Below are 23,110 nucleotides of genomic sequence, written 5' to 3'. Positions count from 1 at the left end.
AGGTCTGCCCAGTGCGGGGTATAAATCATAATTGGCACTGGCTTATCAAGCACCCTGTTGAGTTCTCAAAGAACAACCACACACCACCCGAAAGCCCCGACCAACAGGACCCCCGACCTGGGGCATCTCATCCACCATGTCCGGCGCTCCAGCGCCAGGCACTTTTACTACGTTACCCGGTGGTATCCGCCGTGTCAAACCGCTCTGTCACGATCAACACCACTTCAACCACAATTCCCACACACCACGAAACCCCCCGGCTCACACCGGAAACCATCGCGATTGTCGACAAGCCGGCCGCTGCGGTCTCCCGCACGCTCGCCCGGTGCCCTGCCGGCGTCAAACACTACCCGGTCGGTTTCGCCTCACCAAATCGACCCCCCGGGCCGATCCGGGCACCGCCCGGTCCGCGCCTCGCAGGGGCAACCCCACGAAGTCGGAACCTCACACCGCGCTCCGGCCTTCGAGGCATTCACCCCGGTTCGTCCGTTCCGCGCTGGCAGAGAGAAAGTTACGCGTCCGCCGAGTTGATCGTCAAATCCGGCGGACGCGTCGCACGTCACACCCGACCGTCAGGGGCGCAGCTCGACCCCGGCGAAGGAGCGCTTGCCCCGACGCAGCACCAGGTAACGGCCGTGCAGCAGGTCGACCGGGTCGACGGTGGCGTCGACGTCGGTGACCCGGGTGTTGTTCACGTACGCACCGCCCTCGGTGATCACCCGACGGGCCTCCTTGAGCCCGCCGACCAGCCCCGCGTCGCGCAGCAACCCGGCCACGTCGGGCAGCTCACCGGTGAGCTGCACCAGGCCGGCCTCGCTCAGCGCCGCACGCAGCGTCTCCGGGGCGAGGTCGTCCAGCGAGCCCCGACCGAAGAGCGCCTGGCTGGCCGCGACGGCCTGCCGGGTCTCCTCCGCGCCGTGGACCAGGGTGGTGAGTTCCTCGGCGAGGGCACGTTGGGCACTGCGGGCCGCCGGGCGTTCCGCCGTCTCCTTCTCCAGCGCCTCCAGCTCCTCGCGGGAGCGGAAGCTGAAGTACCGCAGGTAGCGGGTGACGTCCCGGTCGTCGGCGTTGACCCAGAACTGGTAGAAGGCGTACGGGCTGGTCATCTCCGGGTCGAGCCAGACCGCGCCGCCCTCGGTCTTGCCGAACTTGGTGCCGTCCGAGCGGGTGACCAGCGGGGTGGTGAAGGCCTGCACCGGGCCGGCCCCCCGACGACGGACGTAGTCGACGCCGGCGGTGATGTTGCCCCACTGGTCCGAGCCGCCGTACTGGAGCTGGCAGCCGTGCCGTCGGTGCAGCTCGAAGAAGTCGTTGGCCTGGAGGAGCTGGTAGCTGAACTCGGTGAAGCTGATGCCGGTCTCCAGCCGGGCCCGCACCACCTCACGGGCGAGCATCTTGTTGACCGGGAAGTGCTTGCCGACGTCGCGCAGGAACTCGACCACCGACATCTCGCCGGTCCACTCCAGGTTGTTGACCAGTTGCGCCGCGTTCTCCCCGGTGTACGACACGAAGGGCGCGAGCTGGTCGCGGATGCGCTGCACCCAACCGGCCACCACCTCGGGCGGGTTGAGGGTGCGCTCGGCGCTCTCCTTCGGGTCGCCGATCTGGCCGGTGGCGCCGCCGACCAGCAGCAGCGGGCGGTGCCCGGCGAGTTGGAGCCGGCGGGCGGTGGTGACCTGCATCAGGTGGCCGACGTGCAGGCTGGGCGCGGTCGGGTCGAAGCCCACGTAGAAGGTGGCGGCCCCGCCGTCGAGCAGCGCACGCAGTTCGTCGGGGCCGGTGGAGTCCTGGATCAGGCCGCGCCACCGCAGGTCGTCGGTCAGGGAGTCCCGCCCGTGCGGGAGGTTGCTGTCGGTCACGGTCACCGATTCTCCCCCATTGCCGACCTGGGGCCGTACCGGGTTTGCCGGCCGGCGGCGCGGCTAGGCTGGCCGGGCCGGTGCGACGAGGAGGAAAGCCGTGGAGATCCCGGAGATGACGGATGGTCTGGTCGGCCTGCTGGGGCTGACGTTCGACGAGGCCAGCGGCGACCGGGTGGTGATCCGCTGGAAGGTGCGGCCGGAGCTGCACCAGCCGGCCGGCATCATGCACGGCGGCGTCTACTGCACGGTGGTGGAGACCGTCGGCAGCGTGGGCGGCACACTGTGGCTCGGCGACCGGGGCAGCGTGGTCGGGGTGTCCAACCAGACGGACTTCCTGCGGGCGGTACGCGAGGGTGAGCTGGTCGCGGTCGGCACCCCGGTGCACCGGGGACGCAGCCAGCAGCTCTGGCAGGTGGAGATCACCGACGCCGAGGGCCGGTTGGTCTCCCGGGGCCAGGTCCGGTTGCAGAACCTCACCCGGGACTGACGCCGACGCACTGGCCCGGCTGCTCCCCCGCCTGCCCCTCCGCCCGGGCGACCGGCGGGATGTCCGGGCCGGGCGAGAAGGGCGACCGCCGGGACGGGCGGACCGGGCGAGAAGGCGACCAACGGGACGGGCGGACCGGGCGAGAAGGCGACCAATGGGACGGGCGGACCGGGTAGGGCGAGAAGGGCGACCAACGGACGGAGCGAGCAGGACGACCAGCGGGCATCGGCCATCGGGCAGCGGCCAGCGGGCAGCGGCCAGCGGGCATCGACCATCGGCCATCGGGCAGCGGGGGCAGGTGATCCGGGAAGCCTGACCGGTTTGCCGGATACGGTGCCTCCTGCGCCGATATCGTCGCCTCGATGACCGCCGCCGATCCCGTCCCCCCGTGAGGGCGCTCCCGGGTGCCACAGCCGCGTCCCCGCGTCGGCCGGCCCGCGTGAAGCTCCTCGCCGCCACCCTCGGGGTGCTGTCGGCCATCGGCGGCTTCGTCGACATCGGCGACCTGGTGGCGGCGAGCCAGGCGGGGGCCCGGTTCGGCATGGGCCACGCCTGGGTGCTGGTGCTCGGCGTGGTCGGCATCTGCGCGTACGCGGAAATGGCCGGCCGGATCGCGGCGGTCAGCGGGCGGGCGGTGTTCGACCTGGTCCGCGAACGCCTGGGTCCCCGTGTCGCGCTGCTCAACCTGGCGGCGTCCTACCTGGTCACAGTGCTGACCCTGGCCGCCGAGCTGGGCGGGGTGGCGTTGGCCCTGCAGTTGGCCTCCCGGGTGAGTTACCTGCTGTGGGTGCCGGTCGCGGCGTTCGCCGTATGGCTGGTGCTGTGGCGGATGCGCTTCCAGCTGATGGAGCGGGTGTTCGGGCTGGCCGGGCTGACCCTGCTGGTGTTCGCCCTGGCGCTGTTCTGGTTGCCGACCGACTGGGCGGCGCTCGGCCACGGTGCCCTGCACCCCGGCACGGCCGGCCAGGGCTGGGGTGCGTACTGGTTCGTGGCGGTGGCGTTGTTCGCCTCCACCGTCAGCCCGTACGAGGTGTTCTTCTTCTCCTCCGGCGGGGTGGAGGAGAACTGGAGCGCCGCCGATCTGGCCGATGCCCGGTCGAGCGTCCTGATCGGCTTCCCGGTCGGCGGGCTGCTGGCGTTGTCGCTGGTCGCCACCGCCACCGTGGTCTTCCACCCGGGCGGGGTGTCGCTGTCGACCCTCGACCAGGTCGCCCGACCGGTGGTGCTGGCGTTCGGCGGGGTGGGGCTGGCGGTCGCCGCGTTGGCGTTCTTCGCGGTGACCTTCGGGGCCGCGTTGGAGACCGGACTGTCGGCGGCGTACGCGGCGGCGCAGTACTTCGGGTGGCAGTGGGGCAAGCGGGTCAGTCCCCGGGAGGCCGCCCGGTTCCACAGCGTGCTGCTGGTCAGCGTGCTGGCCGCGACGCTGCTGCTGTCCACCACCGTCGACCCGGTGCGGTTGACCGAATACATGCTGGTGGCCAGCGCGGTGGTGCTGCCGTTGACGTACCTGCCGATCCTGGTCGTCGCCAACGACCGCACCTACCTGGGTGACGACGTGAACGGGCCGTGGCTCAACCTGCTCGGTGCGGTGTTCCTGCTGGTCATCGTGGCGGCGTCGGTGGCCGCGCTCCCGTTGGCCGTCGGGACGGGGATGGGACGGTGAGGGTCCAGCTGGGCCGGCAGCTGCTCGACCGGCAGCTCGTCGACGCCGACGGGCTGCTGCTCGGCAAGGTCGACGACGTCGCGTTCGCCCTCGACGAGCAGGGGGTGCCCTACGTGGCGTACCTGCTGACCGGGCAGGGGGCGCTGGGGCAGCGGATCGGCGGTCGGGTGGGGCGGTTGCTGGTGACGCTGGCCGACCGGCTCACCGAGGAGACGCCGGGGCCGCTGCGCATCCCCATCGGTCAGGTCGCCCGGATCGACAGCGCGGTGCGGCTGCGGGTCCGCGCCGACGAGTTGCCCCGCCCACCGGTGGAGGCGTGGCTGCGGCGGCACCTGATAGACCGGATTCCGGGGGCGGACCGTGCGAGCGGGTGAGCTGCTCGGTCGCACCGCGTACGACCTGCACGGGCGGCGGTTGGGGCGGGTGGTGGACGTGGTGGTGCGGGGGGACTTCCCGGACGGGCGGTTGCGGCTCACCGACGTGCTGGTGACCGCCCACTGGTGGAGCCGGACGTGGGGTCGGCTGGTCGGGGAGCAACGGCACCCGTCGGGCCCCTGGGCGATCCGGGTGGCCGCCCGGTTCCTGAGCCGGGACACCCGCCAGTTCCCCGCCGACCAGATCCAGCTGCTGCCCCCGGTGCCGGGCTTCCCGTTCGGGGATCCGTCCCCGCCGGACTGAGCGCGGGGACGCCACCCGAGCCGGGTACCCGAGTGCCGGGAGACGCCGCCTGAGCCGCCCGGCGGGAAACACCGCCCGAGCCGCGTGCCCGGGAGGCGCTCGCGGGCCGCGCGGCCGGGACCGCGAGGCGCTACCGGGCGGGCAGGTCAGGCGTGGGCTTCGTCGTGGACGGGTTCCTGCTCGTCGGTGGGGGACGTGGTCGGGGCGTGGTGCAGCCGGATCTGGGAGATGGCGCGTTGGTCGACGCCGGTGACGGTCAGCTCCCACCCGTCGATGGTGACGCTCTCCCCCGCGACGGTGGGGATGTGCCCGAGGCAGGACAGCACCATCCCGGCGACGGTGGTGTAGTCACCGGCCGGCCGGTTGGGCACCTCGACGCCGATGTCGGTCAGGTCGTGCACGGGGAAGGTGCCGGGCAGCACCAGCGAGCCGTCGGCCTCGGTGCGCACCGAGCGGACGTCCCGGTCGGTCTCGTCGTAGATCTCCCCGACGATCTCCTCCAGGATGTCCTCCAGGGTGACGATCCCGTCGACCGCGCCGCGCTCGTCGACCACCAGGGCGATGTGCTGGCGCTCCGCCTTGAACTGGCGCAGCGCGTCCACCACCGGCAGCGAGTCGGGCAGCAGCATCGGCGGGCGGGCGCAGTCGTCGACCGGGCGGTCCTCCGGCACTCCCACCAGGTCCCGCAGGTGGATCACGCCGACCGCGTCGTCCAGGCCGCCGTGGCGTACCACCGGGGCCCGGGAGTGGCCGGTGGCGGCCAGCAGCAGCCGGGCGGCCTCCGCGGTGGTCCCGCTGTCGAGCGTGAAGACCTGCAACCGGGGTACGAGCACCGCGCGCAGCTGCCGGTCGGTGATCTCCACCGCACCGGCGATGATCGTGCGTTGTTCCTTGGTGAAGCCGTGGTTGCCGGCGACGATGTCCCGCAGCTCGTCGGGGCCGATCTCGTCGGGCTGGTGCTTGGGGTCCACCCCGGCGAAGCGGACCACCAGGTCGCTGGTGGCACCGAGCAGCCACACCGCCGGCCGGGTGAAGCTGGACAGGATGTCCAGCGGGCGGGCCACCAGCAGCGCCCACCGTTCGGCGCGCTGCATCGCGATCCGCTTGGGGGCAAGCTCACCGAAGACCAGGGTGACGAAGGTCAGCACCAGGGTCACCAGCACGATCGCCACCGTCTCGGCGGCGCCGCCGACGAAACCGAGCAGCGGGACGAGCGGCTTGGCCAGGGAGACCGCTGCGGCGGCGGAGGCCAGGAACCCGGCCAGGGTGATACCGATCTGGATGGTGGCGAGGAAGCGGTTCGGGTCCTTGGCGAGCCGGGCGAGCACCCGGCCGGCCCGGCTGGTGCGTTCCAACCGCTGCACCTGGCTGTCCCGCAGCGACACCAGGGCCATCTCGCTGCCCGCGAAGATCGCGTTGAGCACCACCAAGACTCCGACCAGGGCCAACTGGCTCCAGTAGCTCTGCACGCCCGGCACTCTCCCTCAGGCGGGGGGCGTCGGCGACGGGCCGACGCCGCCGGGCGGAGGACCCGCCCGGCGTAGCCCAGTCTGTGCCCAACCGCGCGGTCGGCGAACCCTCCCCACGGCCATCATCGGTGACCGGATGCGGCCCGCACGGCGGTCCGGCCCCGTCCGGCCGTCGGGGGACCCGACGCGAGCCCGACGGCCGGCCTGGCCCCCACCGGCTGCGGGCCCGACGGCCGGCCTGGCCCCGATCGGCCGTCCGCTGACCGGCCGTCCGCTGACCGCCGCCGGAGGCCGCCGGTCGGTGCGCTGCCCGGCGGTCGGGGGTCAGCGCCGACCGGCGGCCGGGGCCAGGTCGAGGACGTACGCGTCGCCGTCGGGGCGGAAGCCGAGCCGGTGGTAGTAGGGGGCGACCATGCCGGGTGGGCTGACCACCCGGCGGAAACCCCGGTCGGTGAACAGGCTGCTGCGGCGGTAGACGAACTCGCCGGGGGTGAAGTCCCGGAACCGCCGGGTCACGTAGTCCAGGTCGATCTGGGCGGTCCCGTCCGCCTCGGCGTGCGACAGCACCACCCCGACCACCTCGTCGTCGCGTACCACCAGGAAGGCCGACCGGTCGGCGTCGGCCGGGGGTGGGCGGAAGTCGGGGTTGAACCGGGCGATGTCGGCGGCGTGCACCCGCAGCGTGTGGGCCAGGAACTGGTCGCCGACGCCCACCTCGACCACCTGGTAGGCGCGGTCGTCGTGCCGGGTGGCCAGCATCCTCCGCAGGTACCACACGTTGATCACGGCGAGCACCACGTTGAGGCCGACCATCGGCCAGACCTGCACGGCGGTGTTGTAGCCGATCAGGATCAGGCAGCCGACCAGGTTGAGGGCGCGCAGCCGAAGGATGCGGGTCTGGAGCAGGGACCAGACCAGCAACGCGGAGCCGGCCCAGCCGACGAGTTCGAGCCAGTTCACTCCGCGAGACTAGTGCCCGCCCTGGTCAGCGGGGACGGCGGGCAGCTCCAGCAGCCACTCCTCGACCTCGACGCCCCGGCCGGGGGCGAATCCCGAGTCCTCGCCGACGACGACGAAGCCGCACTTGCGCAGCACCGCCAGGGACGCCCGGTTGTCCTTCGCGGCGCGGGCGCGCAACGGCCGGTGCGGCAGCTCCCGCAGCAGCGCGGTCAGCGCGGCGGTGGCGTGCCCGCGCCCCCACCGGTGCGGGTCGATCCAGTAGCTGACCTCGGTGTGTTCGCCCACCGGGAAGGCCGCCACGTGCCCGACCACCGCGCCGTCGACGACCACCGTGCGGTTGACCACCCGGGGGTCGGCGCGGATGCGGGCCCAGTGCGCGTCGAACACCGCCCGGTCGGTCGGGTCGGCCGGGCCGAACGCCGCCATCCAGGCCGCCTCCGGGTCCTGCTCGTGGGCGAAGAAGTGCGGAAGGTCGTCGTCGCACACGGGCCGCAGGGACAGCTCGTCGGTCATCGCCGGAGGATACGCACCGGCACCGACAACCTCGGGACCTGTGGCCCGGTCGGCGTACCGTCCGGCCCTGCCGGCCGCCCCCCGGCCGTTGCTACCAACGAAGGGACAGGTCCGACCGGCGAGTCGAGTGGAGGGCCGGGGCCATGACCAGGTACATCTACGACTTCATCGAAGGTGATCGCAGCAGAGCCGACCTGCTCGGCGGCAAGGGTGCCAACCTCGGCGAGATGACCCGGCTCGGGTTGCCGGTGCCGCCGGGCTTCACGGTCAGCACCGACGCCTGCCGGGCGTACCTGAACACCGGGTCGCCGCCGGACGGCCTGTTCGAGGAGATCAACGCCCATCTGCGGGAGGTCGAGGCCCGGCTGGGCCGGCGGCTCGGCGACCGGCACGACCCGCTGCTGCTCGCCGTGCGCTCCGGGGGCCGGTACTCGATGCCGGGGATGATGGAGACGATCCTGGACATCGGGCTCAACGACGCCACCGTGGTGGGCCTGGCAGCCCGTGCCGATGACGCCCGCTTCGCCTGGGACTCCTACCGGCGGTTGATCCAGATGTTCGCCCGCACAGTGCACGGGGTGCCGGCGGAGGAGTTCGACCGGGAGTTGGCAGCGCTGCGCGCCACCGCAGGCCCGGACGGACCGACCGCCGAGCAGTTGCGCGACCTCGTCGAGACGTACCAGAAGATCTTCCTGCGGCAGGTGGGGCACCAGTTCCCACAGTCGCCGCACGAGCAGTTGTACCTGGCCGTACGGTCGGTGTTCGCGTCGTGGAACTCCGAGCGGGCCCGGCTCTACCGGCGGCAGGAGCACATCCCCGACGACCTGGGGACCGCGGTCAACGTGATGGCGATGGTCTTCGGCAACCTCGGCCCGGACTCCGGCACCGGGGTGGCCTTCACCCGCGACCCGGCCACCGGCGCGCCCGGCGTGTACGGCGACTACCTGCCCGACGCGCAGGGCGAGGACGTGGTCGCGGGCATCCGCAACACCGTCGCCCTGCCTGAGTTGGAGCGGATCGACCCGGCCAGCTTCCGGCAGTTGACCGGGATCATGGCGACGCTGGAACGGCACTACCGGGACCTGTGCGACGTCGAGTTCACCATCGAACGCGGCAAGCTGTGGATGTTGCAGACCCGGGTCGGCAAGCGGACCGCCGCCGCCGCTTTCGTGATCGCCGCGCAACTGGTCGACGAGGGGCTGATCACCCTGGACGAGGCGCTGTGCCGGGTGACCGGGGCGCAGTTGGGCCGGCTGATGTTCCCCGCGTTCGACCTGGCCGACGCGCCACCGCCGCTCACCGTCGGGGTGGGCGCGTCGCCGGGTGCGGCGGTGGGCCGGGTGGTGTTCGACTCGGCTGCGGCGACCGCCGCCGACGGGCCGGTGATCCTGGTCCGCCGGGAGACCACCCCGGACGACCTGCCCGGCATGATCGCCGCCGCCGGGGTGCTCACCTCCCGGGGCGGGAAGACCTCGCACGCCGCCGTGGTGGCCCGGGGCATGGGCCGCACCTGCGTCTGTGGCGCGGACGCGCTGCGGATCGACCCGGAGCGCGGCGAGCTCACCATCGGCGACCGGGTGGTCCGGGCCGGCGAGGTGATCTCGATCGACGGGACCTCCGGCCGGGTCTACCCGGGGGCGGTGCCGGTGCAGCCCTCCCCGGTGGCCCGTTACCTCGCCGGTGAGCTGGCCCCGCAGGCCGATCCGCTGGTCGCGGCGGTGCACCGGCTGTTGGGGCACGCCGACGCGGTGCGCCGGCTCGGCGTGCGGGCCAACGCGGACACCGGTCCGGACGCCCGCCGGGCCCGCGCGCTGGGGGCCACCGGCATCGGCCTGTGCCGTACCGAGCACATGTTCCTCGGTGAACGCCGGGAACTGGTGGAACGGCTGATCCTGGCCGACGGTCCGGACGAGGTGACCGCCGCCCTGGAGGCGTTGCTGCCGTTGCAGCGGGCCGACTTCACCGAACTTCTCGCCGCGATGGACGGCCTGCCGGTGACGATCCGGCTGCTCGACCCGCCGTTGCACGAGTTCCTGCCCCCGTTGCACACGTTGACCGCACGGGTCGCCCGTGCCGAGGCGACCGGGCGGGACCCGGGACGCGACGGGCGGCTGCTGGCGGCGGTCCGCCGGATGCACGAGGCGAACCCGATGCTGGGGCTGCGCGGGGTGCGGCTCGGGCTGGTGATCCCGGGGCTGTTCGCCATGCAGGTGCGGGCGGTAGCCGAGGCGGCGGCGCAGCGGGTGCGCGACGGGGGTGACCCCCGGCCGGAGATCATGGTGCCGCTGGTGGGTGACGTGCGGGAGTTGGCGGCCGTGCGGGCGGAGACCGACCTGGTCCTCGCCGGGGTGCCCGACGCGCCGGCCATGCCGGTCGGCACGATGATCGAGGTGCCCCGGGCCGCGCTGACCGCCGGTGCCATCGCCGCGCAGGCCCGCTTCTTCTCCTTCGGCACCAACGACCTGACCCAGCTGACCTGGGCGTTCTCCCGGGACGACGTGGAGGGCTCGTTCTTCGGCACGTACCTGGAGCGGGGGATCTTCGGGGTGTCGCCGTTCGAGAGCATCGATGCCGCCGGGGTGGGTCGGCTGGTCCGGCTGGCCGTGGCGGAGGGGCGGGCCACCCGCCCGGACCTGACCGTCGGGGTCTGTGGTGAGCACGGCGGCGACCCCGACTCGGTGGCGTTCTTCGCCGACGCCGGCCTGGACTACGTCTCCTGCTCGCCGTACCGGGTGCCGATCGCCCGGCTGGCGGCGGGCCGGGCCGCCATCGAGACCGCCACCGACACGTCCGACAGCCGCTAGGAGGCAGCGTCATGACCGCGATCTTCAATCCGACCGGGCCCGCCCCGCTGGGGCCGCCGGTGCCCCGTACCCCCGAACCGGCGGTGACACCGACGGTGACGGCGGTCGGGCCGGTGGGGCCGGTGCTGACCCTGCCCGGCTCGCCGGCCGCCGCGCTGGTGCCGGTGACCCGCGACGGGCGGGCCGTCGGCGCGTTCGTGCTCGCCGACGGGCGGGTCCGCTACCGGGCGCTGCCCGACCCGGACCGGATGCTCGCCGCCGCGGCCGGTGCCGCCGCCGTCGCCCTGCTCACCGCCGGCGTGGCGGTGGTGGCGCGGCGTCGGCCACCGGCGATCGGCACGGTGACCATGGGGCCCGGCGGCTGGGTGAGCCTGCGCGGCGCGCGGGTGCCCGCGCTGCGCCCGGCGACGCCCCGGCCGTGGTGGGCGCGGCTGCTGCGCGCCCAACGGCTCGTCGTGCGGCGCTGACCGGCCGCCGGGGGTCTTTGGTCCCGGACGGGGGTGGTCCTGCGCCTCTGCCCGGGACGGTCCGGCCCGACGAGGCTGATGGTGCAGGCGCAACACCCCGGCGACCCAGGCCGCCGGACCCGACCAACGCGGAAGGACCGATCATGACCGGCACCGCACCTCTCCACCCGTGGCGTGGCTTCACCGGCGACGCCTGGCGCGACACCATCGACGTGGCCGCCTTCGTCCGGGACAACCACGAGCCGTACACCGGGGACGCGTCGTTCCTCACCGGGCCCACCTGCCGCACCCTGGAGGTCTGGGGGACGCTGCGGGCGATGTTCGTGCAGGAGCGCCAACGCGGCGTGTACGACATCGACGCGGCCACCCCGTCCACCATCACCGCGCACGCCCCCGGGTACATCGACCGGGAGCGGGAGCTGATCGTCGGGTTGCAGACCGACGCGCCGCTGCGCCGGGCCATCATGCCCGCCGGTGGGCTGCGGATGGTGGAGACCGCGCTGAAGGCGTACGGCTACCCCGCCGACCCGCAGGTGCACCGGATCTTCACCACGTACCGCAGGACGCACAACGACGCGGTGTTCGACGCGTACCCGTCCGACGTGCTCGCCGCGCGCCGCTCGCACGTCATCACCGGGCTGCCCGACGCGTACGGGCGGGGACGGATCATCGGCGACTACCGGCGGGTGGCGCTGTACGGGGTGGACCGGCTCGTCGCCGAGCGCAAGGCGCTGAAGGCGGCGCTGGACGACCGGCCGTCGACCGACGAGGTGATCCGCGACCGGGAGGAACTGGCCGAGCAGATCCGGGCCCTCGGTGAGCTGGCACAGATGGCGGCGGGCTACGGCTACGACATCTCCGGGCCGGCGACCACCGGTCGGGAGGCGATCCAGTGGCTCTACTTCGCCTACCTGGCCGCCACCAAGGAGCAGAACGGCGCGGCGATGTCGCTGGGGCGTACCGCCGGGTTCGTCGACGTCTACCTGCGGCGGGACCTCGCCGAGGGACGGCTGACCGAGATCGACGCCCAGGAGCTGGTCGACGACTTCGTGATCAAGCTGCGGATCGTCCGGTTCCTGCGCACCCCCGAGTACGACCAGCTCTTCTCGGGCGACCCGACCTGGGTCACCGAGGCGCTCGGCGGGATGGGTGCCGACGGTCGGCCGCTGGTCACCCGGACCAGCTTCCGCTACCTGCAGACCCTCTACAACCTCGGTCCCGCGCCGGAGCCGAACCTGACGGTGCTCTGGTCGCCCCGGCTGCCGGTCGGGTTCAAGCGGTTCTGCGCGCAGGTGTCGCTGGACACCAGCGCCATCCAGTACGAGAACGACGACCTGATCCGGCCCGCGTACGACGACGACACGGCGATCGCCTGCTGCGTGTCGGCGATGCGGGTGGGCCGGGACATGCAGTTCTTCGGTGCCCGCGCCAACCTCGCCAAGGCGCTGCTGTACGCGATCAACGGCGGGCGCGACGAGATCAGCGGGGAGCAGATCGCCCCGGCCACCGCGCCCGTCGGCGGGGAGACCCTCGACTACGCCGAGGTGCTGGCGGCGTACGAGCGCACCCTGGACTGGCTGGCCGAGACGTACGTGGACGCGTTGAACGTGATCCACCACCAGCACGACCGGTACGCCTACGAGCGGCTGGAGATGGCCCTGCACGACCACCCGGTGCGCCGGTTCATGGCCACCGGCATCGCCGGGCTGTCGGTGGCGGTGGACAGCCTCGCCGCGATCCGCTACGGCCGGGTCAAGGTGCTGCGCGACGACACCGGGCTGGCGATCGACTACGTGGTCGAGGGGGAACCGCCGACGTACGGCAACAACGACGAGCGGGCCGACGCGATCGCGGTGTGGCTGACCGAGACGTTCGCGGCGAAGCTGCGCCGGCAGCGCACCTACCGCGACGCGGAGCTGACCATGTCGGTGCTGACCATCACCTCGAACGTGGTCTACGGCAAGCACACCGGCAACACCCCGGACGGCCGGCGGGCCGGTGAACCGTTCGCCCCGGGCGCGAACCCGATGAACGGCCGGGACACCCACGGGCTGGTGGCCGCCGCGCTGTCGGTGGCGAAGCTGCCGTACGACGCGGCCCGCGACGGCATCTCGCTGACCTCGACGGTGACCCCGGACGGGTTGGGTCACACCCGCGACGAGCGGATCGACAACCTGGCCGGGGTGCTGGACGGCTACACCGACGCCGGTGGGTTCCACCTCAACGTCAACGTGCTGGACCGGGCCACCCTGGTCGACGCGATGGCGCACCCGGAGCGCTACCCGCAGCTGACCGTCCGGGTGTCGGGGTACGCGGTGAACTTCGTCCGGCTCACCCGAGAGCAGCAGGAGGACGTGGTGTCCCGGACCTTCCACGGGTCGCTGTGAACGTCCGGCCGCGCGACGCCGTCGCCACCGCCACCGGGCGGGGCGACGGCGTGCCGACCACCGGGGCGGTGCACTCGTGGGACGTGTCGGTGGGGGTGGACGGGCCGGGGACCCGGTTCGTGGCCTTCCTCGCCGGTTGTCCGCTGCGCTGCCGGTACTGCCACAGCCCGGACACCTGGTACCGGCGCAGCGGCCGGCACCGCACCGTGGACGAGCTGATGGCGGAGATCGAGCCGTACCGGCGGTTCATCGCGGTGGCCGGGGGCGGGGTGACGATCAGCGGCGGCGAGCCGCTGATGCAGCCCCGGTTCACCGGTGAGGTGCTGCGCCGCTGCCACGACCTGGGCCTGCACACCGCGCTGGACACCTCGGGTTTCCTCGGCGTCCGCGCCGACGACGCCCTGCTCGACGCCACCGACCTGGTGCTGCTGGACGTCAAGTCGTGGGACCCGGCGACCTACCGGCGGGTCACCCGCACCGGGTCCGTCACCCCGACGCTGCGCTTCGGCCGCCGGCTCGCCGACCGGGGCACCCCCATCTGGGTACGGTTCGTGCTGGTGCCCGGCCTCACCGACGCCGAGGAGAACGTGGCCGGGGTCGCCGACTTCGCCGCCGGGTTGGCCACCGTGCAGCGGGTCGAGGTGCTGCCGTTCCACCGTCTCGGCGCGCACAAGTACGCCGAGCTGGGGCTCACCTTTCCACTCGCCCGGACGGAACCGCCCACCCCGGAGCTGGTGGCCCGGGTCCGGGGCCAGTTCGCCGAACGCGGCCTGACCGTCACCTGACCCCAGCCGCCGGACGGGCGGGGCCGGTCAGCCCTGCTCGTCCTCGTCGGCTGCCGGCTTGGGCCGACGGTGCTCCCGGATGTACGCCTCCACGTCGGACCGCAGCCACACCGAGCCGACCGACAACGTCTGGAACGGTCGCGGGAAGTTCGGGTGCAGCGCGATGGCGCGGAACCGCGAGCGGCTGACATTCAGCATGTTCAGGATTTCGCCTGCGGCGACGAGTGGCCCCGGCACCTCATCAGTCATGCCAGAAAGCTAGACCAGCGCGCGCGTGCCGAGGTTGACACGACCACTATTGCACGCTATCGGGCACGCGATAATCGAGACACGATAACAGCGACGCGATGTTGTTGACGCGCCAACGTTGACACGGGGCTACTGGCGGTGTGGAATCGGTGACGCGGTGCCCCCGCCCTGGTGGAGCTGGGCTCGGCGGGGCGGGGTGCCGCGACGACCCCGACACCCCCGGGAGGCGGAATGTGTGGACACCGCGCGGTGCCGTACCTGATCGAATCGGCCTGGCGCTGCCTGGACCAGCACCGCGACCGGCGGTGCGACAAGTGCACCGGCACCGGCTTCTGCCCGGTGGTGGAGGCCGCCCGCACCCGGATCAGGGCGTGGCGCAGGTACCGCAGCGTGTTCGGTCGGCGATGAACGCGCCCCTGCCGAGGGCGGGTGACCTGCTCCTGCTGACCCGGGCGGCCAGCGTCCAGTTCCTCCGGCCGGTCCGGTTCCGGGTGATCCGGGTGCTCGACTGGCCCACCTACGACGGGTGGATCTGGCTCGACGGCTACCGGCTCGACGACCGGGACGAGGCGGTGGCCCGCCGGTCGGTCTTCGTCCAGCCGGCCGGACTGGTCGTCACCCCACGCACCGCCCCGACACCGACGCAACGATCCGGGCCGACACCACCGGGGGTGTCGACACGGGCGCGGGTGTCGCCGCCCGTCCGGGTCAGCTCGCCGCCGAGGTCGGATAGCCGTACAGGTCGAGCAGCCGACCCCGGGACGCCTGGAGCCGGTCCACGACCACGATCATGAACCGGGTGGTGAGCTGCCGACCCAGGGCATCGTCGGACTCCATCAGCCGGCGTACCCCCTCGGCGGTGAACTCCACGGTGGTGGTCCGCCGGACGGCGACCGCGCCGAACTGCCAGCGGTAGGGCGGGAACAGCCACGACCAGCCCAGCACCCCACCCGGGCCGATCGACTCGATGCCCACGTCCCCGCGCCCCGGCACCGGGAAGTCCAACGCCACCTCCCCGCCCCGGACCAGCCAGAACCGCTCCGCCGGCTGGCCGGCGGAGAACAGCCGGTGACCGGGGTGCCAGACCACCGGCCGGGCGTACCCGGTCAACCGGGGCAACCACTCCTGGGGCAGGCCGGCGAGGAAGGGGTGCTCGGTGAGCATCTCCAGAGGGGTCATCGGGGTGCCCTTCGCCGTGATGTCGTCGGCTCCATGGCACTCCCGAAGACGCCGACGCGGCAGGGCCAATGGTCCCGTGACCTGCGGGAAGATCGCCTCTGCCCGACCGGCCGCCGCAGCGCGAGGGTGGAACGGGACGGCGTGCCCGGGACACGCCGCACGAGGCGGGGAGGTCACCGGTGACGACATCCGGTGCGGGAGCGGTGCTGGTGGACGGCGGCCTCGACGCGGGGCGGGCCACCGACGGCCTGACCACCGCCGAGGCGGCGGCGCGGCTGCGTACCGACGGCCCGAACAGCGTCGCCGCGCCGGCCCGGCGGCGGCTCCCCGGCCGGGTGCTGCGCCAGCTCACCGACCCGCTCGTCGCCCTGCTGCTCGCCGCCGCGACGGTCACCACCCTGCTCGGCGACTGGCCGGACACGGCGGTGATCGTGCTGGTGGTGGCGGTCAACACGATCATCGGGGTGGTGCAGGAGGTCCGCGCCGACCGGGCCATCGCCGCGCTGGACCAGCTCTCCGCCCCCACCGCCCGGGTGGTACGCGACGGCCGCGACGTGGTGTTGCCGGCCGCCGACCTGGTCCGCGACGACCTGGTCCGGGTGGAGGCCGGTGACGTCGTCCCGGCGGACCTGCGGCTGGTCGAGGCGAGCCGGTTCCAGGTGGACGAGTCGGCACTGACCGGCGAGTCGGTGCCGGTGGCCCGCGACGACGGCGAGGAGGTGCGGGCCGGGACGGTGGTGACCACCGGCCGGGCCACCGGCATGGTGCTGCGCACCGGGGCCGCGTCGGCGCTGGGCCGGATCAGCGCCCTGGTCGCCGGCACCCGACCGGCCCCGACGCCGTTGCAGCGGCGGCTGGCCGGTCTCGGCCGGATCCTCGCCCTGGCCGTGGTGGCCCTGTCCGGCCTGGTCTTCGCCATCGGAGTGGCCGGTGGCCGGCCGGTCGTGGAGATGGCCGTGACGGCGGTGAGCCTGGTGGTGGCGGCCGTCCCGGAGTCGTTGCCGGCGGTGGTGACCCTGGCGCTGGCCCTGGGCGCGCGCCGGATGGCCGGGGCCCGCGCCATCCCCCGCCGGCTGCACGCGGTGGAGACCCTCGGCTCGGTGACGGTCATCGCCTCCGACAAGACCGGCACCCTCACCGAGGGCCGGATGGTGGTGCGGACGGCGGTCACCCCCGACGGCGTCCGGTACACCGTCGACGGCGTCGGGTACGCCCCACACGGGCAGGTCAGTCGCGACGGCACGACGGTGACCGCGCCGCAGGAACTGCGCCGGCTGGCACGCGCCGGGCTGCTCTGCAACGACGCCACCGTGTCGCCACCACAGGACGACCAGCCCGACTGGACCTCGGTCGGCGATCCGCTGGAGGCCGCCCTGACCGCCTTCGCCGGCCGGTGCGGACTGGAGCCCGAGGCCACCCGCCGTGCCTGGCCCCGGATCGCCGAACGCCCCTTCGAGCAGGCCACCCGCCGGATGGTCACCGTGCACCGGGGCTGCGACGGGCGGCAGTTGGTGGTCTGCAAGGGCGCACCGGAGAACGTGCTGACCAGTACCCTGCTCGACGCCACCGCCGAGGAGATCGAGGCGCTGACCGCCGCCGCCCGCCAGTTGGCCGCCGAAGGGCTGCGGGTGCTCGCGGTGGCGTCCGCACCTGTCGACACGGTGCCCGACCTGGCCGCACCGGTCGGCCTGCGCCCGGTGGGGCTGGTCGGCGTCGGCGACCCGCTGCGGGCCGGCGCGGCCGGGATCGCCGCCGGTCTCGACACCGCCGGGGTACGACTGCTGCTGGTCACCGGCGACCACCCGGCCACCGCCGCCGCGATCGGTGGACAGCTCGGCCTGTGGCGGGCCGGCGACCCGGTGGTCCGGGGCGACACCGACGACGCCACCCAGGCGGAACCGCACGCCCGGGTGTTCGCCCGGACCCAGCCGGAGCAGAAGCTGGACATCATCGCCGGGCTCCAGGCCCGGGGGCACGTGGTCGCGATGACCGGGGACGGGGTGAACGACGCCCCGGCGCTGCGCCGCGCCGACATCGGGGTGGCGATGGGCGGCGGCACCGAGGTCGCCCGGCAGGCCGCCGACCTGGTGCTGGTCGACGACGACCTGGCCACCGTCGCCGTGGCGATCGGCGAGGGCCGGCGGATCTACGACAACATCCGCAGGTTCCTGCGCTACGCCCTCTCCGGCGGGGTGGCCGAGATCGTGGTGATGCTGCTGGGCCCGCTGTTCGGGCTGCCCGTACCGCTGCTGCCGGCGCAGATCCTCTGGATCAACCTGCTCACCCACGGTCTGCCGGGGGTGGCGCTCGGCGCGGAACCCGCCGAACCGGGCACCCTGCGGCGGGCCCCCCGCTCGCCCCGCGAGTCGGTGCTCGGCGCGGGGCTGGGCCGCGACGTGCTGGTGACCGGGGCACTGATCTCGACGGTGGTGCTGGCCGCCGGGGTGGCCGCCGCCCACGCCGGGCTGCCCTGGCAGTCGGTGGTCTTCGTCGTGCTGGGCCTGGCCCAGCTCGGGGTGGCACTCGCCGTCCGGGCGCCCCGGGTGGCCGGGGCGGGGCAGGCCAACCCGGGGCTGCTCGTCGCCGTGGCCGGGTCGGCGCTGCTCCAGGTCGGTGGCGTGCTGCTGCCCCCGCTGCGGACGCTGCTCGGCACCGAACCCCTCGGCCCCACCGTCCTGCTGGCCTGCCTGGCGGTCAGCGTCCTGCCCGGCCTGGTGCTGCGGCTGGCCCACCGCCGCCCCGCCACCACCACCGGCACCGGCACCGGCACCCCGATCACGCCCGACCTCCGGCTGCCGGCCGGGGCCGTCGCCGACGCGGTGACCGACGTCCCGACGGCCGCCGTCACCGACCCCGGCCGGCACGCGGTCACCGACCCCAGCCGGGACGCGGTCACCGATCCAGCGGTCGACGATACGGGCCGGGAACGTCCGGTGCGGGACCAAGGACCCACCGCTCGGGCCGGACGCCCCTGACCGGGCGGGCCGCACACGACCAGGCTGGAGACGGACGAAGGAGGACATGATGACGAACAGATCCGGTGCCCCCGTCGTGGTCGGTGTGGACGGTTCCCGCTCGGCGCTGGACGCGGTCCGGGTCGCCGCCCGGGAAGCCGCCGACCGGCACCGCCCACTGCGGGTGGTGCACGCGTTCATCTGGCCGCTGTTCGGCATCCCGTTGGGCCCCGGGCCCGCTGGACCGCCCCAGGCGGGGCTGCGGCACGAGGCCGAACGGATCATCGCCGACGCCGTCACCGAAGCCCGCAAGGTCGCCCCCGACCTGGTCGTCACCGGCTGGTTGTCCGACGGCGCACCGACCCCGGTGCTGCTACGCGAGGCCCAGGACGCGGCGCTGCTGGTGCTCGGCACCCGGGGCCTTGGCGGTTTCGCCGGGCTGCTGATCGGCTCGACGGCGGTGCAGGTCTCCGCCCGCGCCGACTGCCCGGTGCTGGTGGTACGCGGTGAGGCGAGGGCGGACGGCCCGGTGCTGGTCGGGGTGGACGGCTCCGCGCTGTCCACCGAGGCGCTCGGGTTCGCCTTCGCCGCAGCGGCCCAGCGGGACACCGGGCTGCTGGCCGTACACGCCTGGCTGACCCCCGCGCCGCTCGGCCCGGGCGACGTGCTGCCGCTGGTCTATGACGTGGAGGCGTTCGCCGCCGAGGAGGAGCGGGTGCTCGCCGAGGCGCTGGCCGGCTGGTCGGACCGCTATCCGGACGTCCCGGTGACCCGACGGCTGGTGCCCGGCGCGGCGGCCCGGGTGCTGGTCGAGGAGTCGGCGGCGGCCCAGCTCACCGTCGTCGGCGCGCACGGCCGCAGCGCGCTGGGCGGGATGCTGCTCGGCTCGATCAGCCACGCGGTGCTGCACCACGCGCACAGCCCACTGGTGATCGTCCGCAACCACGCCGCCTGACCGCCGCAGACGGCGGCACGCCCGGCCGGATCAGGTGGCCGGCATCGCCGGCCCGCGACGGGTGGGCGGCACCCCGGCCTGAGCAGATGGGGACCGCCCACCCGGCCAGAGCAGGTGGCGGCGGCACGCCCGGCTTGGTCAGCTGCCGGCGTTTGACGGGCCGGCACGTCGACAATGGGCGCAACCGACCCTGGGAGAGCTGATGAACCGACCGGTAGTGGTGGGCGTGGACGGCTCGCCGACCAGCCTGGCCGCCGCGGAGCAGGCCGCGCACGCGGCGGTGCTGCGTTCCGCACCGCTGCACCTGGTGCACGGTTACCTGCACCCGCTCGGCTACGGCGTGCCGCTCAACCCGTACGACCTGGGGGTGCCGGCGCCGTCGGAGGAGGCGCAGCAGATGTTGGAGCGGACCGCCGCCGAGCTGGCCGACCGGTGGTCGGGGCTGACGGTGCAGGTGCGTCAGGTCGCCGGTGGGGCGGGCGCGACACTGGTCGAGGAGTCCCGCCGGGCCGACCTGGTGGTGGTGGGCAGCCGAGGGCTGGGTGGATTCGCCGGGCTACTGCTCGGCTCGGTCGGCGCTCAGGTCGCCGCGCACGCGCACTGCCCGGTGCTGGTCGTCCGGCCGGAGACGTTACCGATCGGTGAGGACGGGCCGGTGCTGGTGGGCGTGGACGGGTCGCCGGCCGCCGGGGTCGCCGCCGACCAGGCCGCCGCCGAGGCGGTCAGACGGGGGGTGCCGCTGGTGCTGGTGCACGTCGGCCCCGCCCCGCAGGACCGGGAGGTGCCCGACGAGGTCGCCGAGTCCGAGGCGGCGTACCAGGCGCACGCGGTCCGGTTGCTCGCCGAAGCGTCCGCTGCGGTCCGCGCCGACCACCCGGACGTGGTGCTGCGGGAGCATCCGGTCCGGGCGGTCGGGGTGGCGCAGGGTCTGATCGAGGCCAGCGGCACGGCGTCGGTGCTGGCCGTCGGCACCCGGGGCCGGGGCGGTTTCACCGGTATGCTGCTGGGCTCGGTCAGCCAGGCGGTGGTACAGCACGCCCACTGCCCGGTGCTGGTGGCCCACCCGTACCGGTGAGGTCACCCGGCCGGCCGCCGCAGGACCGCCGAGCCGGCGCGGGCCAGCCCGACAGCCGCTGCTGCGGGTCAGCCCTCCCGGCTGCCCAGGAGCTGGGCGAAGTCGGTGGTGAGGGCGAACGGGTCGGCCGGGCCGGTCGCCGGTGGCCGCCGGTCGACCTGGTCGGCCAACTCCCGGCCGGCTCGGTCGATGCGGGCCCGCAACGCCCCCTCGGCGGTGCCGCCGGACCAGTCCTCCGGGGCGGCGAAGACCGACGTCGGCAGCACCACGGCGCGCAGGTAGCCGAACATCGGCCGGACGGCGTGCTCCAGGGCCAGCGAGTGCCGGGCGGTGCCGCCGGTCGCGCCGATCAGCACCGGTCGGTCGACCAGCGCCTGGGCGTCCACCACGTCGAAGAAGGACTTGAACAGCCCGTTGTACGACGCGTTGAAGATCGGCGTGACGGCCACGATGCCGTCAGCTCCGGTGACCGCGTCGAGGGCGGCCCGCAGCTCCGTCGACGGGAAGCCGGTGAGCAGGTTGTTCACCACGTCATGGGCGTGGTCGCGCAGCTCCACCACCCGCAGCTCCACCTCGTCGCCGCGCCGGACCAGCTCGTCGCGGGCGGCTGCGGCGAGCTGGTCGGCGAGCAGCCGGGTCGACGACGGCTGGCTCAGCCCCGCCGACACCACGGCCAGGGTGCGGCGGGTCATCGGACCCCCTCCGCCCCGGCGGCAGCCAGGTCACCGGCGTCACCCGTCCCGGCCAGCGCGGCGTCGCGGGCGGCGACCAGCGAGGCGTGGGTGGGCGCGACCGGCACGTGCGCCGGGCGCAGCGCGTCGAACTCCTTGCGCAGCACGGGTACGACCTCCTCGCCGAGCAGGTCGAGCTGCTCCAGCACCGTCTTCAGGGGCAGCCCCGCGTGGTCGAGCAGGAACAGCTGCCGCTGGTAGTCGCCGACGTACTCCCGGAAGCCGAGGGTGCGGTCGATGACCTGCTGCGGGCTGCCCACGGTCAGCGGGGTCTGGCGGGTGAACTCCTCCAGCGACGGCCCGTGCCCGTAGACCGGCGCGTTGTCGAAGTACGGCCGGAACTCGCGTACCGCGTCCTGCGAGTTACGTCGCATGAACACCTGGCCGCCGAGCCCGACGATGGCCTGCTCGGGCGAGCCGTGGCCGTAGTGGGCGAAGCGCTGCCGGTAGAGGCCGACCATCCGCTGGGTGTGCTCCTTGGGCCAGAAGATGTGGTTGGCGAAGAAACCGTCACCGTAGTAGGCGGCCTGCTCGGCGATCTCGGGGCTGCGGATCGAGCCGTGCCAGACGAACGGCGGGACGTCGTCGAGCGGGCGCGGGGTCGAGGTGAACGACTGCAACGGGGTGCGGAACTTGCCCTGCCAGTCGACGACGTCCTCGCGCCACAGCCGGTGCAGCAGCTCGTAGTTCTCGACGGCGAGCCGGATGCCGTTGCGGATGTCCTGCCCGAACCACGGGTAGACCGGCCCGGTGTTGCCACGCCCCATCATCAGGTCCACCCGGCCGTCGGCCAGGTGCTGGAGCATGGCGTAGTCCTCGGCGATCTTCACCGGGTCGTTGGTGGTGATCAGCGTGGTCGCGGTGGACAGCAGCAGCCGCTCGGTGCGGGCGGCGATGTGCCCCAGCATGGTGGTGGGCGAGGAAGGGACGAACGGGCGGTTGTGGTGCTCGCCGGTGGCGAAGACGTCGAGACCGACCTCTTCGGCCTTGAGGGCGATGGTCACCATCGCCTTGATCCGCTCGTGCTCGGTCGGCTCCCGTCCGGTGGTCGGGTCGACCGTGACGTCGCCGACGGTGAAGACTCCGAACTGCATGACCAGCTCCTCGCGTCTGAGATACCGGGCCGTTCGTGGTACCCGGACGTCGCGCACAACCTATTTGACGCGTCAACTATTCCGGCGTCGGCCACTCCCGGGGTGGCACCGGTCACCCCGCCGCCGACGGTCCCGCCGGCTCCTCCCCCTGCCTCGGGGTACCCGGATCGCCCTGGTCCGACGCGTCCGACGACGGGTCGCCGGGGGCACTGACGGCCGACGGCGCCCGATCGGCCGGTCGGACGTCCGACGGCGAACCGTCGGGCGGGCCTGCGGTCGTCGACGGGCCGGCGGTCCAGAGCTGGCCGGCGGTCGTGGACTGGCCAGCGGTCGAGGGCTGGCCGGCAGTCGTGGACTGGCCAGCGGTCGAGGGCTGGCCGGCGGTCGAGGGCTGGCCGGCGGTCGAGGGCTGGCCGGCATGCGGGTGGGTGGGATGTGGCGCGGGGTGGGGCGGGCCGGCGGGTGGGGCGTACCCGGTCGAGCCGGTCGGGGGCCACGACGGCGGCGGCCCTGGTGGCGGCGGGCGGCGGCGGCCGAGCTGCACCGCCACCACGACGACGACCGCCAGCACCATCATCAGCACCAGCGGGACGGCCACGCAGGCCACCCTGCCGACCAGCACTCCGGCGTCGTTTGCGTCCATCCGAACCACCTCCGGTCACGATTGCGCGCGAATGCTAGCGAACTTCGCCGGAGACGGACGCCCCGTCGGTCCCCGACCCCCCATCGGCCCCGGCCCACCGTCGACCCCGGCCCACCGTCGACCGTCGGCCCACCATCGGCCGTCGGCCCACCATC

21 protein-coding genes and 1 pseudogene are annotated in these 23,110 nt (G+C 73.7%); 13 read left to right on the top strand and 9 right to left on the bottom strand.

Features of this window, described 5'->3' with window-relative positions:
• Nucleotides 1-572: 572 nt before the first annotated feature.
• Nucleotides 573-1,859, bottom strand: a complete 1,287-nt coding sequence (gene tyrS / locus JQN83_RS28380) for a tyrosine--tRNA ligase (RefSeq protein ID WP_208570224.1) — start codon at nucleotides 1,857-1,859, stop codon at nucleotides 573-575.
• Between the two features lie 115 nt (nucleotides 1,860-1,974).
• Between tyrS and JQN83_RS28375 the strand changes: the two genes are divergently transcribed.
• The 4 genes from JQN83_RS28375 (at nucleotide 1,975) to JQN83_RS28360 (ending at nucleotide 4,690) form a co-directional block, all read left to right on the top strand.
• Complete coding sequence (locus JQN83_RS28375; protein WP_208570223.1) at nucleotides 1,975-2,349, top strand: PaaI family thioesterase; 375 nt, start codon at nucleotides 1,975-1,977, stop codon at nucleotides 2,347-2,349.
• A gap of 439 nt (nucleotides 2,350-2,788) precedes the next feature.
• On the top strand, nucleotides 2,789-4,012 hold the full coding sequence (locus JQN83_RS28370) for an NRAMP family divalent metal transporter (protein WP_208570212.1): 1,224 nt from the start codon (nucleotides 2,789-2,791) through the stop codon (nucleotides 4,010-4,012).
• Nucleotides 4,009-4,386, top strand: coding sequence for a hypothetical protein (locus JQN83_RS28365; protein ID WP_208570211.1), 378 nt, complete (start codon nucleotides 4,009-4,011; stop codon nucleotides 4,384-4,386). Before JQN83_RS28370 ends, JQN83_RS28365 begins: the two co-directional genes overlap by 4 nt.
• A complete protein-coding gene (locus tag JQN83_RS28360) occupies nucleotides 4,373-4,690 on the top strand; it encodes a PRC-barrel domain containing protein (RefSeq protein ID WP_208570210.1) in 318 nt (105 codons plus the stop codon). The genes JQN83_RS28365 and JQN83_RS28360 overlap by 14 nt, the downstream gene beginning before the upstream one ends.
• Nucleotides 4,691-4,836: 146 nt before the next feature.
• Here JQN83_RS28360 and JQN83_RS28355 read toward each other — a convergent pair whose 3' ends face one another.
• From JQN83_RS28355 to JQN83_RS28345, 3 genes are all read right to left on the bottom strand, one after another.
• On the bottom strand, nucleotides 4,837-6,159 hold the full coding sequence (locus JQN83_RS28355; protein WP_307799832.1) for a hemolysin family protein: 1,323 nt from the start codon (nucleotides 6,157-6,159) through the stop codon (nucleotides 4,837-4,839).
• 324 nt (nucleotides 6,160-6,483) lie between these two features.
• A complete protein-coding gene (locus JQN83_RS28350) occupies nucleotides 6,484-7,119 on the bottom strand; it encodes a YgjV family protein (protein WP_208570209.1) in 636 nt (211 codons plus the stop codon).
• Nucleotides 7,120-7,128: 9 nt separating this feature from the next.
• Nucleotides 7,129-7,632: a GNAT family N-acetyltransferase gene (locus tag JQN83_RS28345; protein ID WP_208570208.1), complete on the bottom strand. Its 504-nt coding sequence runs from the start codon at nucleotides 7,630-7,632 to the stop codon at nucleotides 7,129-7,131.
• A 143-nt stretch (nucleotides 7,633-7,775) separates the two neighbouring features.
• Between JQN83_RS28345 and ppdK the strand changes: the two genes are divergently transcribed.
• The 4 genes from ppdK to pflA all read left to right on the top strand — a co-directional run bounded on the left by ppdK (nucleotide 7,776) and on the right by pflA (nucleotide 14,075).
• Nucleotides 7,776-10,436: a pyruvate, phosphate dikinase gene (gene ppdK, locus JQN83_RS28340; protein WP_208570207.1), complete on the top strand. Its 2,661-nt coding sequence runs from the start codon at nucleotides 7,776-7,778 to the stop codon at nucleotides 10,434-10,436.
• Between the two features lie 11 nt (nucleotides 10,437-10,447).
• Nucleotides 10,448-10,903 carry a hypothetical protein gene (locus tag JQN83_RS28335; protein ID WP_208570206.1) on the top strand — a complete coding sequence of 152 codons (456 nt, stop codon included), beginning with the start codon at nucleotides 10,448-10,450 and terminating at the stop codon, nucleotides 10,901-10,903.
• 143 nt (nucleotides 10,904-11,046) lie between these two features.
• A complete protein-coding gene (gene pflB, locus JQN83_RS28330; protein ID WP_208570205.1) occupies nucleotides 11,047-13,290 on the top strand; it encodes a formate C-acetyltransferase in 2,244 nt (747 codons plus the stop codon).
• On the top strand, nucleotides 13,287-14,075 hold the full coding sequence (gene pflA, locus JQN83_RS28325) for a pyruvate formate-lyase-activating protein (protein WP_372444156.1): 789 nt from the start codon (nucleotides 13,287-13,289) through the stop codon (nucleotides 14,073-14,075). Before pflB ends, pflA begins: the two co-directional genes overlap by 4 nt.
• 27 nt (nucleotides 14,076-14,102) lie before the next feature.
• Here pflA and JQN83_RS28320 read toward each other — a convergent pair whose 3' ends face one another.
• Nucleotides 14,103-14,324 carry a helix-turn-helix transcriptional regulator gene (locus tag JQN83_RS28320; RefSeq protein ID WP_208570204.1) on the bottom strand — a complete coding sequence of 74 codons (222 nt, stop codon included), beginning with the start codon at nucleotides 14,322-14,324 and terminating at the stop codon, nucleotides 14,103-14,105.
• Nucleotides 14,325-14,555: 231 nt separating this feature from the next.
• On the opposite strand from JQN83_RS28320, the gene JQN83_RS28315 reads away from it, so the two are divergent.
• On the top strand, nucleotides 14,556-14,732 hold the full coding sequence (locus JQN83_RS28315; protein ID WP_208570203.1) for a hypothetical protein: 177 nt from the start codon (nucleotides 14,556-14,558) through the stop codon (nucleotides 14,730-14,732).
• Nucleotides 14,729-15,016, top strand: a pseudogene (locus JQN83_RS28310) (hypothetical protein); the annotation flags it as partial. The gene JQN83_RS28315 and the pseudogene JQN83_RS28310, both read left to right, overlap by 4 nt.
• Nucleotides 15,017-15,032: 16 nt before the next feature.
• Here JQN83_RS28310 and JQN83_RS28305 read toward each other — a convergent pair.
• Complete coding sequence (locus JQN83_RS28305; RefSeq protein ID WP_208570202.1) at nucleotides 15,033-15,503, bottom strand: cyclic nucleotide-binding domain-containing protein; 471 nt, start codon at nucleotides 15,501-15,503, stop codon at nucleotides 15,033-15,035.
• A 209-nt stretch (nucleotides 15,504-15,712) separates the two neighbouring features.
• Here JQN83_RS28305 and JQN83_RS28300 point away from each other — a divergent pair, with 209 nt between their 5' ends.
• From JQN83_RS28300 to JQN83_RS28290, 3 genes are all read left to right on the top strand, one after another.
• Nucleotides 15,713-18,478: a cation-translocating P-type ATPase gene (locus JQN83_RS28300; protein ID WP_372444158.1), complete on the top strand. Its 2,766-nt coding sequence runs from the start codon at nucleotides 15,713-15,715 to the stop codon at nucleotides 18,476-18,478.
• 49 nt (nucleotides 18,479-18,527) lie between these two features.
• Nucleotides 18,528-19,412, top strand: a complete 885-nt coding sequence (locus JQN83_RS28295; protein ID WP_208570200.1) for a universal stress protein — start codon at nucleotides 18,528-18,530, stop codon at nucleotides 19,410-19,412.
• Nucleotides 19,413-19,614: 202 nt separating this feature from the next.
• Entirely contained in the window at nucleotides 19,615-20,487 is an 873-nt protein-coding gene (locus tag JQN83_RS28290; RefSeq protein ID WP_208570199.1) for a universal stress protein, read from the top strand.
• Nucleotides 20,488-20,555: 68 nt separating this feature from the next.
• Here the strand turns inward: JQN83_RS28290 and JQN83_RS28285 are convergent, their stop codons facing one another.
• The 3 genes from JQN83_RS28285 to JQN83_RS28275 all read right to left on the bottom strand — a co-directional run bounded on the left by JQN83_RS28285 (nucleotide 20,556) and on the right by JQN83_RS28275 (nucleotide 22,955).
• Nucleotides 20,556-21,179 carry an FMN reductase gene (locus tag JQN83_RS28285; RefSeq protein ID WP_208570198.1) on the bottom strand — a complete coding sequence of 208 codons (624 nt, stop codon included), beginning with the start codon at nucleotides 21,177-21,179 and terminating at the stop codon, nucleotides 20,556-20,558.
• Nucleotides 21,176-22,312, bottom strand: coding sequence for an LLM class flavin-dependent oxidoreductase (locus tag JQN83_RS28280; RefSeq protein WP_208570197.1), 1,137 nt, complete (start codon nucleotides 22,310-22,312; stop codon nucleotides 21,176-21,178). Before JQN83_RS28280 ends, JQN83_RS28285 begins: the two co-directional genes overlap by 4 nt.
• A 112-nt stretch (nucleotides 22,313-22,424) precedes the next feature.
• Nucleotides 22,425-22,955: a hypothetical protein gene (locus tag JQN83_RS28275; protein ID WP_208570196.1), complete on the bottom strand. Its 531-nt coding sequence runs from the start codon at nucleotides 22,953-22,955 to the stop codon at nucleotides 22,425-22,427.
• Nucleotides 22,956-23,110 lie beyond the last annotated feature (155 nt).

Origin of the sequence: Micromonospora antibiotica (genome assembly GCF_017599305.1) — a bacterium.
In the GTDB taxonomy this organism is placed as follows: Bacteria; Actinomycetota; Actinomycetes; order Mycobacteriales; family Micromonosporaceae; genus Micromonospora; species Micromonospora antibiotica.
Note: the sequence above shows the minus strand (reverse complement) of the source record. Positions and strands in the feature narration are given on the sequence as shown.

Coding starts and splice junctions, on each gene's coding strand:
- JQN83_RS28375 (WP_208570223.1), top strand. CDS start 1,975: ATGACGGATGGTCTGGTCGGCCTGCTGGGGCTGACGTTCGACGAGGCC.
- JQN83_RS28345 (WP_208570208.1), bottom strand. CDS start 7,632: ATGACCGACGAGCTGTCCCTGCGGCCCGTGTGCGACGACGACCTTCCG.
- ppdK (WP_208570207.1), top strand. CDS start 7,776: ATGACCAGGTACATCTACGACTTCATCGAAGGTGATCGCAGCAGAGCC.
- JQN83_RS28335 (WP_208570206.1), top strand. CDS start 10,448: ATGACCGCGATCTTCAATCCGACCGGGCCCGCCCCGCTGGGGCCGCCG.
- pflB (WP_208570205.1), top strand. CDS start 11,047: ATGACCGGCACCGCACCTCTCCACCCGTGGCGTGGCTTCACCGGCGAC.
- JQN83_RS28320 (WP_208570204.1), bottom strand. CDS start 14,324: ATGACTGATGAGGTGCCGGGGCCACTCGTCGCCGCAGGCGAAATCCTG.
- JQN83_RS28315 (WP_208570203.1), top strand. CDS start 14,556: ATGTGTGGACACCGCGCGGTGCCGTACCTGATCGAATCGGCCTGGCGC.
- JQN83_RS28305 (WP_208570202.1), bottom strand. CDS start 15,503: ATGACCCCTCTGGAGATGCTCACCGAGCACCCCTTCCTCGCCGGCCTG.
- JQN83_RS28295 (WP_208570200.1), top strand. CDS start 18,528: ATGACGAACAGATCCGGTGCCCCCGTCGTGGTCGGTGTGGACGGTTCC.
- JQN83_RS28290 (WP_208570199.1), top strand. CDS start 19,615: ATGAACCGACCGGTAGTGGTGGGCGTGGACGGCTCGCCGACCAGCCTG.
- JQN83_RS28285 (WP_208570198.1), bottom strand. CDS start 21,179: ATGACCCGCCGCACCCTGGCCGTGGTGTCGGCGGGGCTGAGCCAGCCG.
- JQN83_RS28280 (WP_208570197.1), bottom strand. CDS start 22,312: ATGCAGTTCGGAGTCTTCACCGTCGGCGACGTCACGGTCGACCCGACC.
- JQN83_RS28275 (WP_208570196.1), bottom strand. CDS start 22,955: ATGGACGCAAACGACGCCGGAGTGCTGGTCGGCAGGGTGGCCTGCGTG.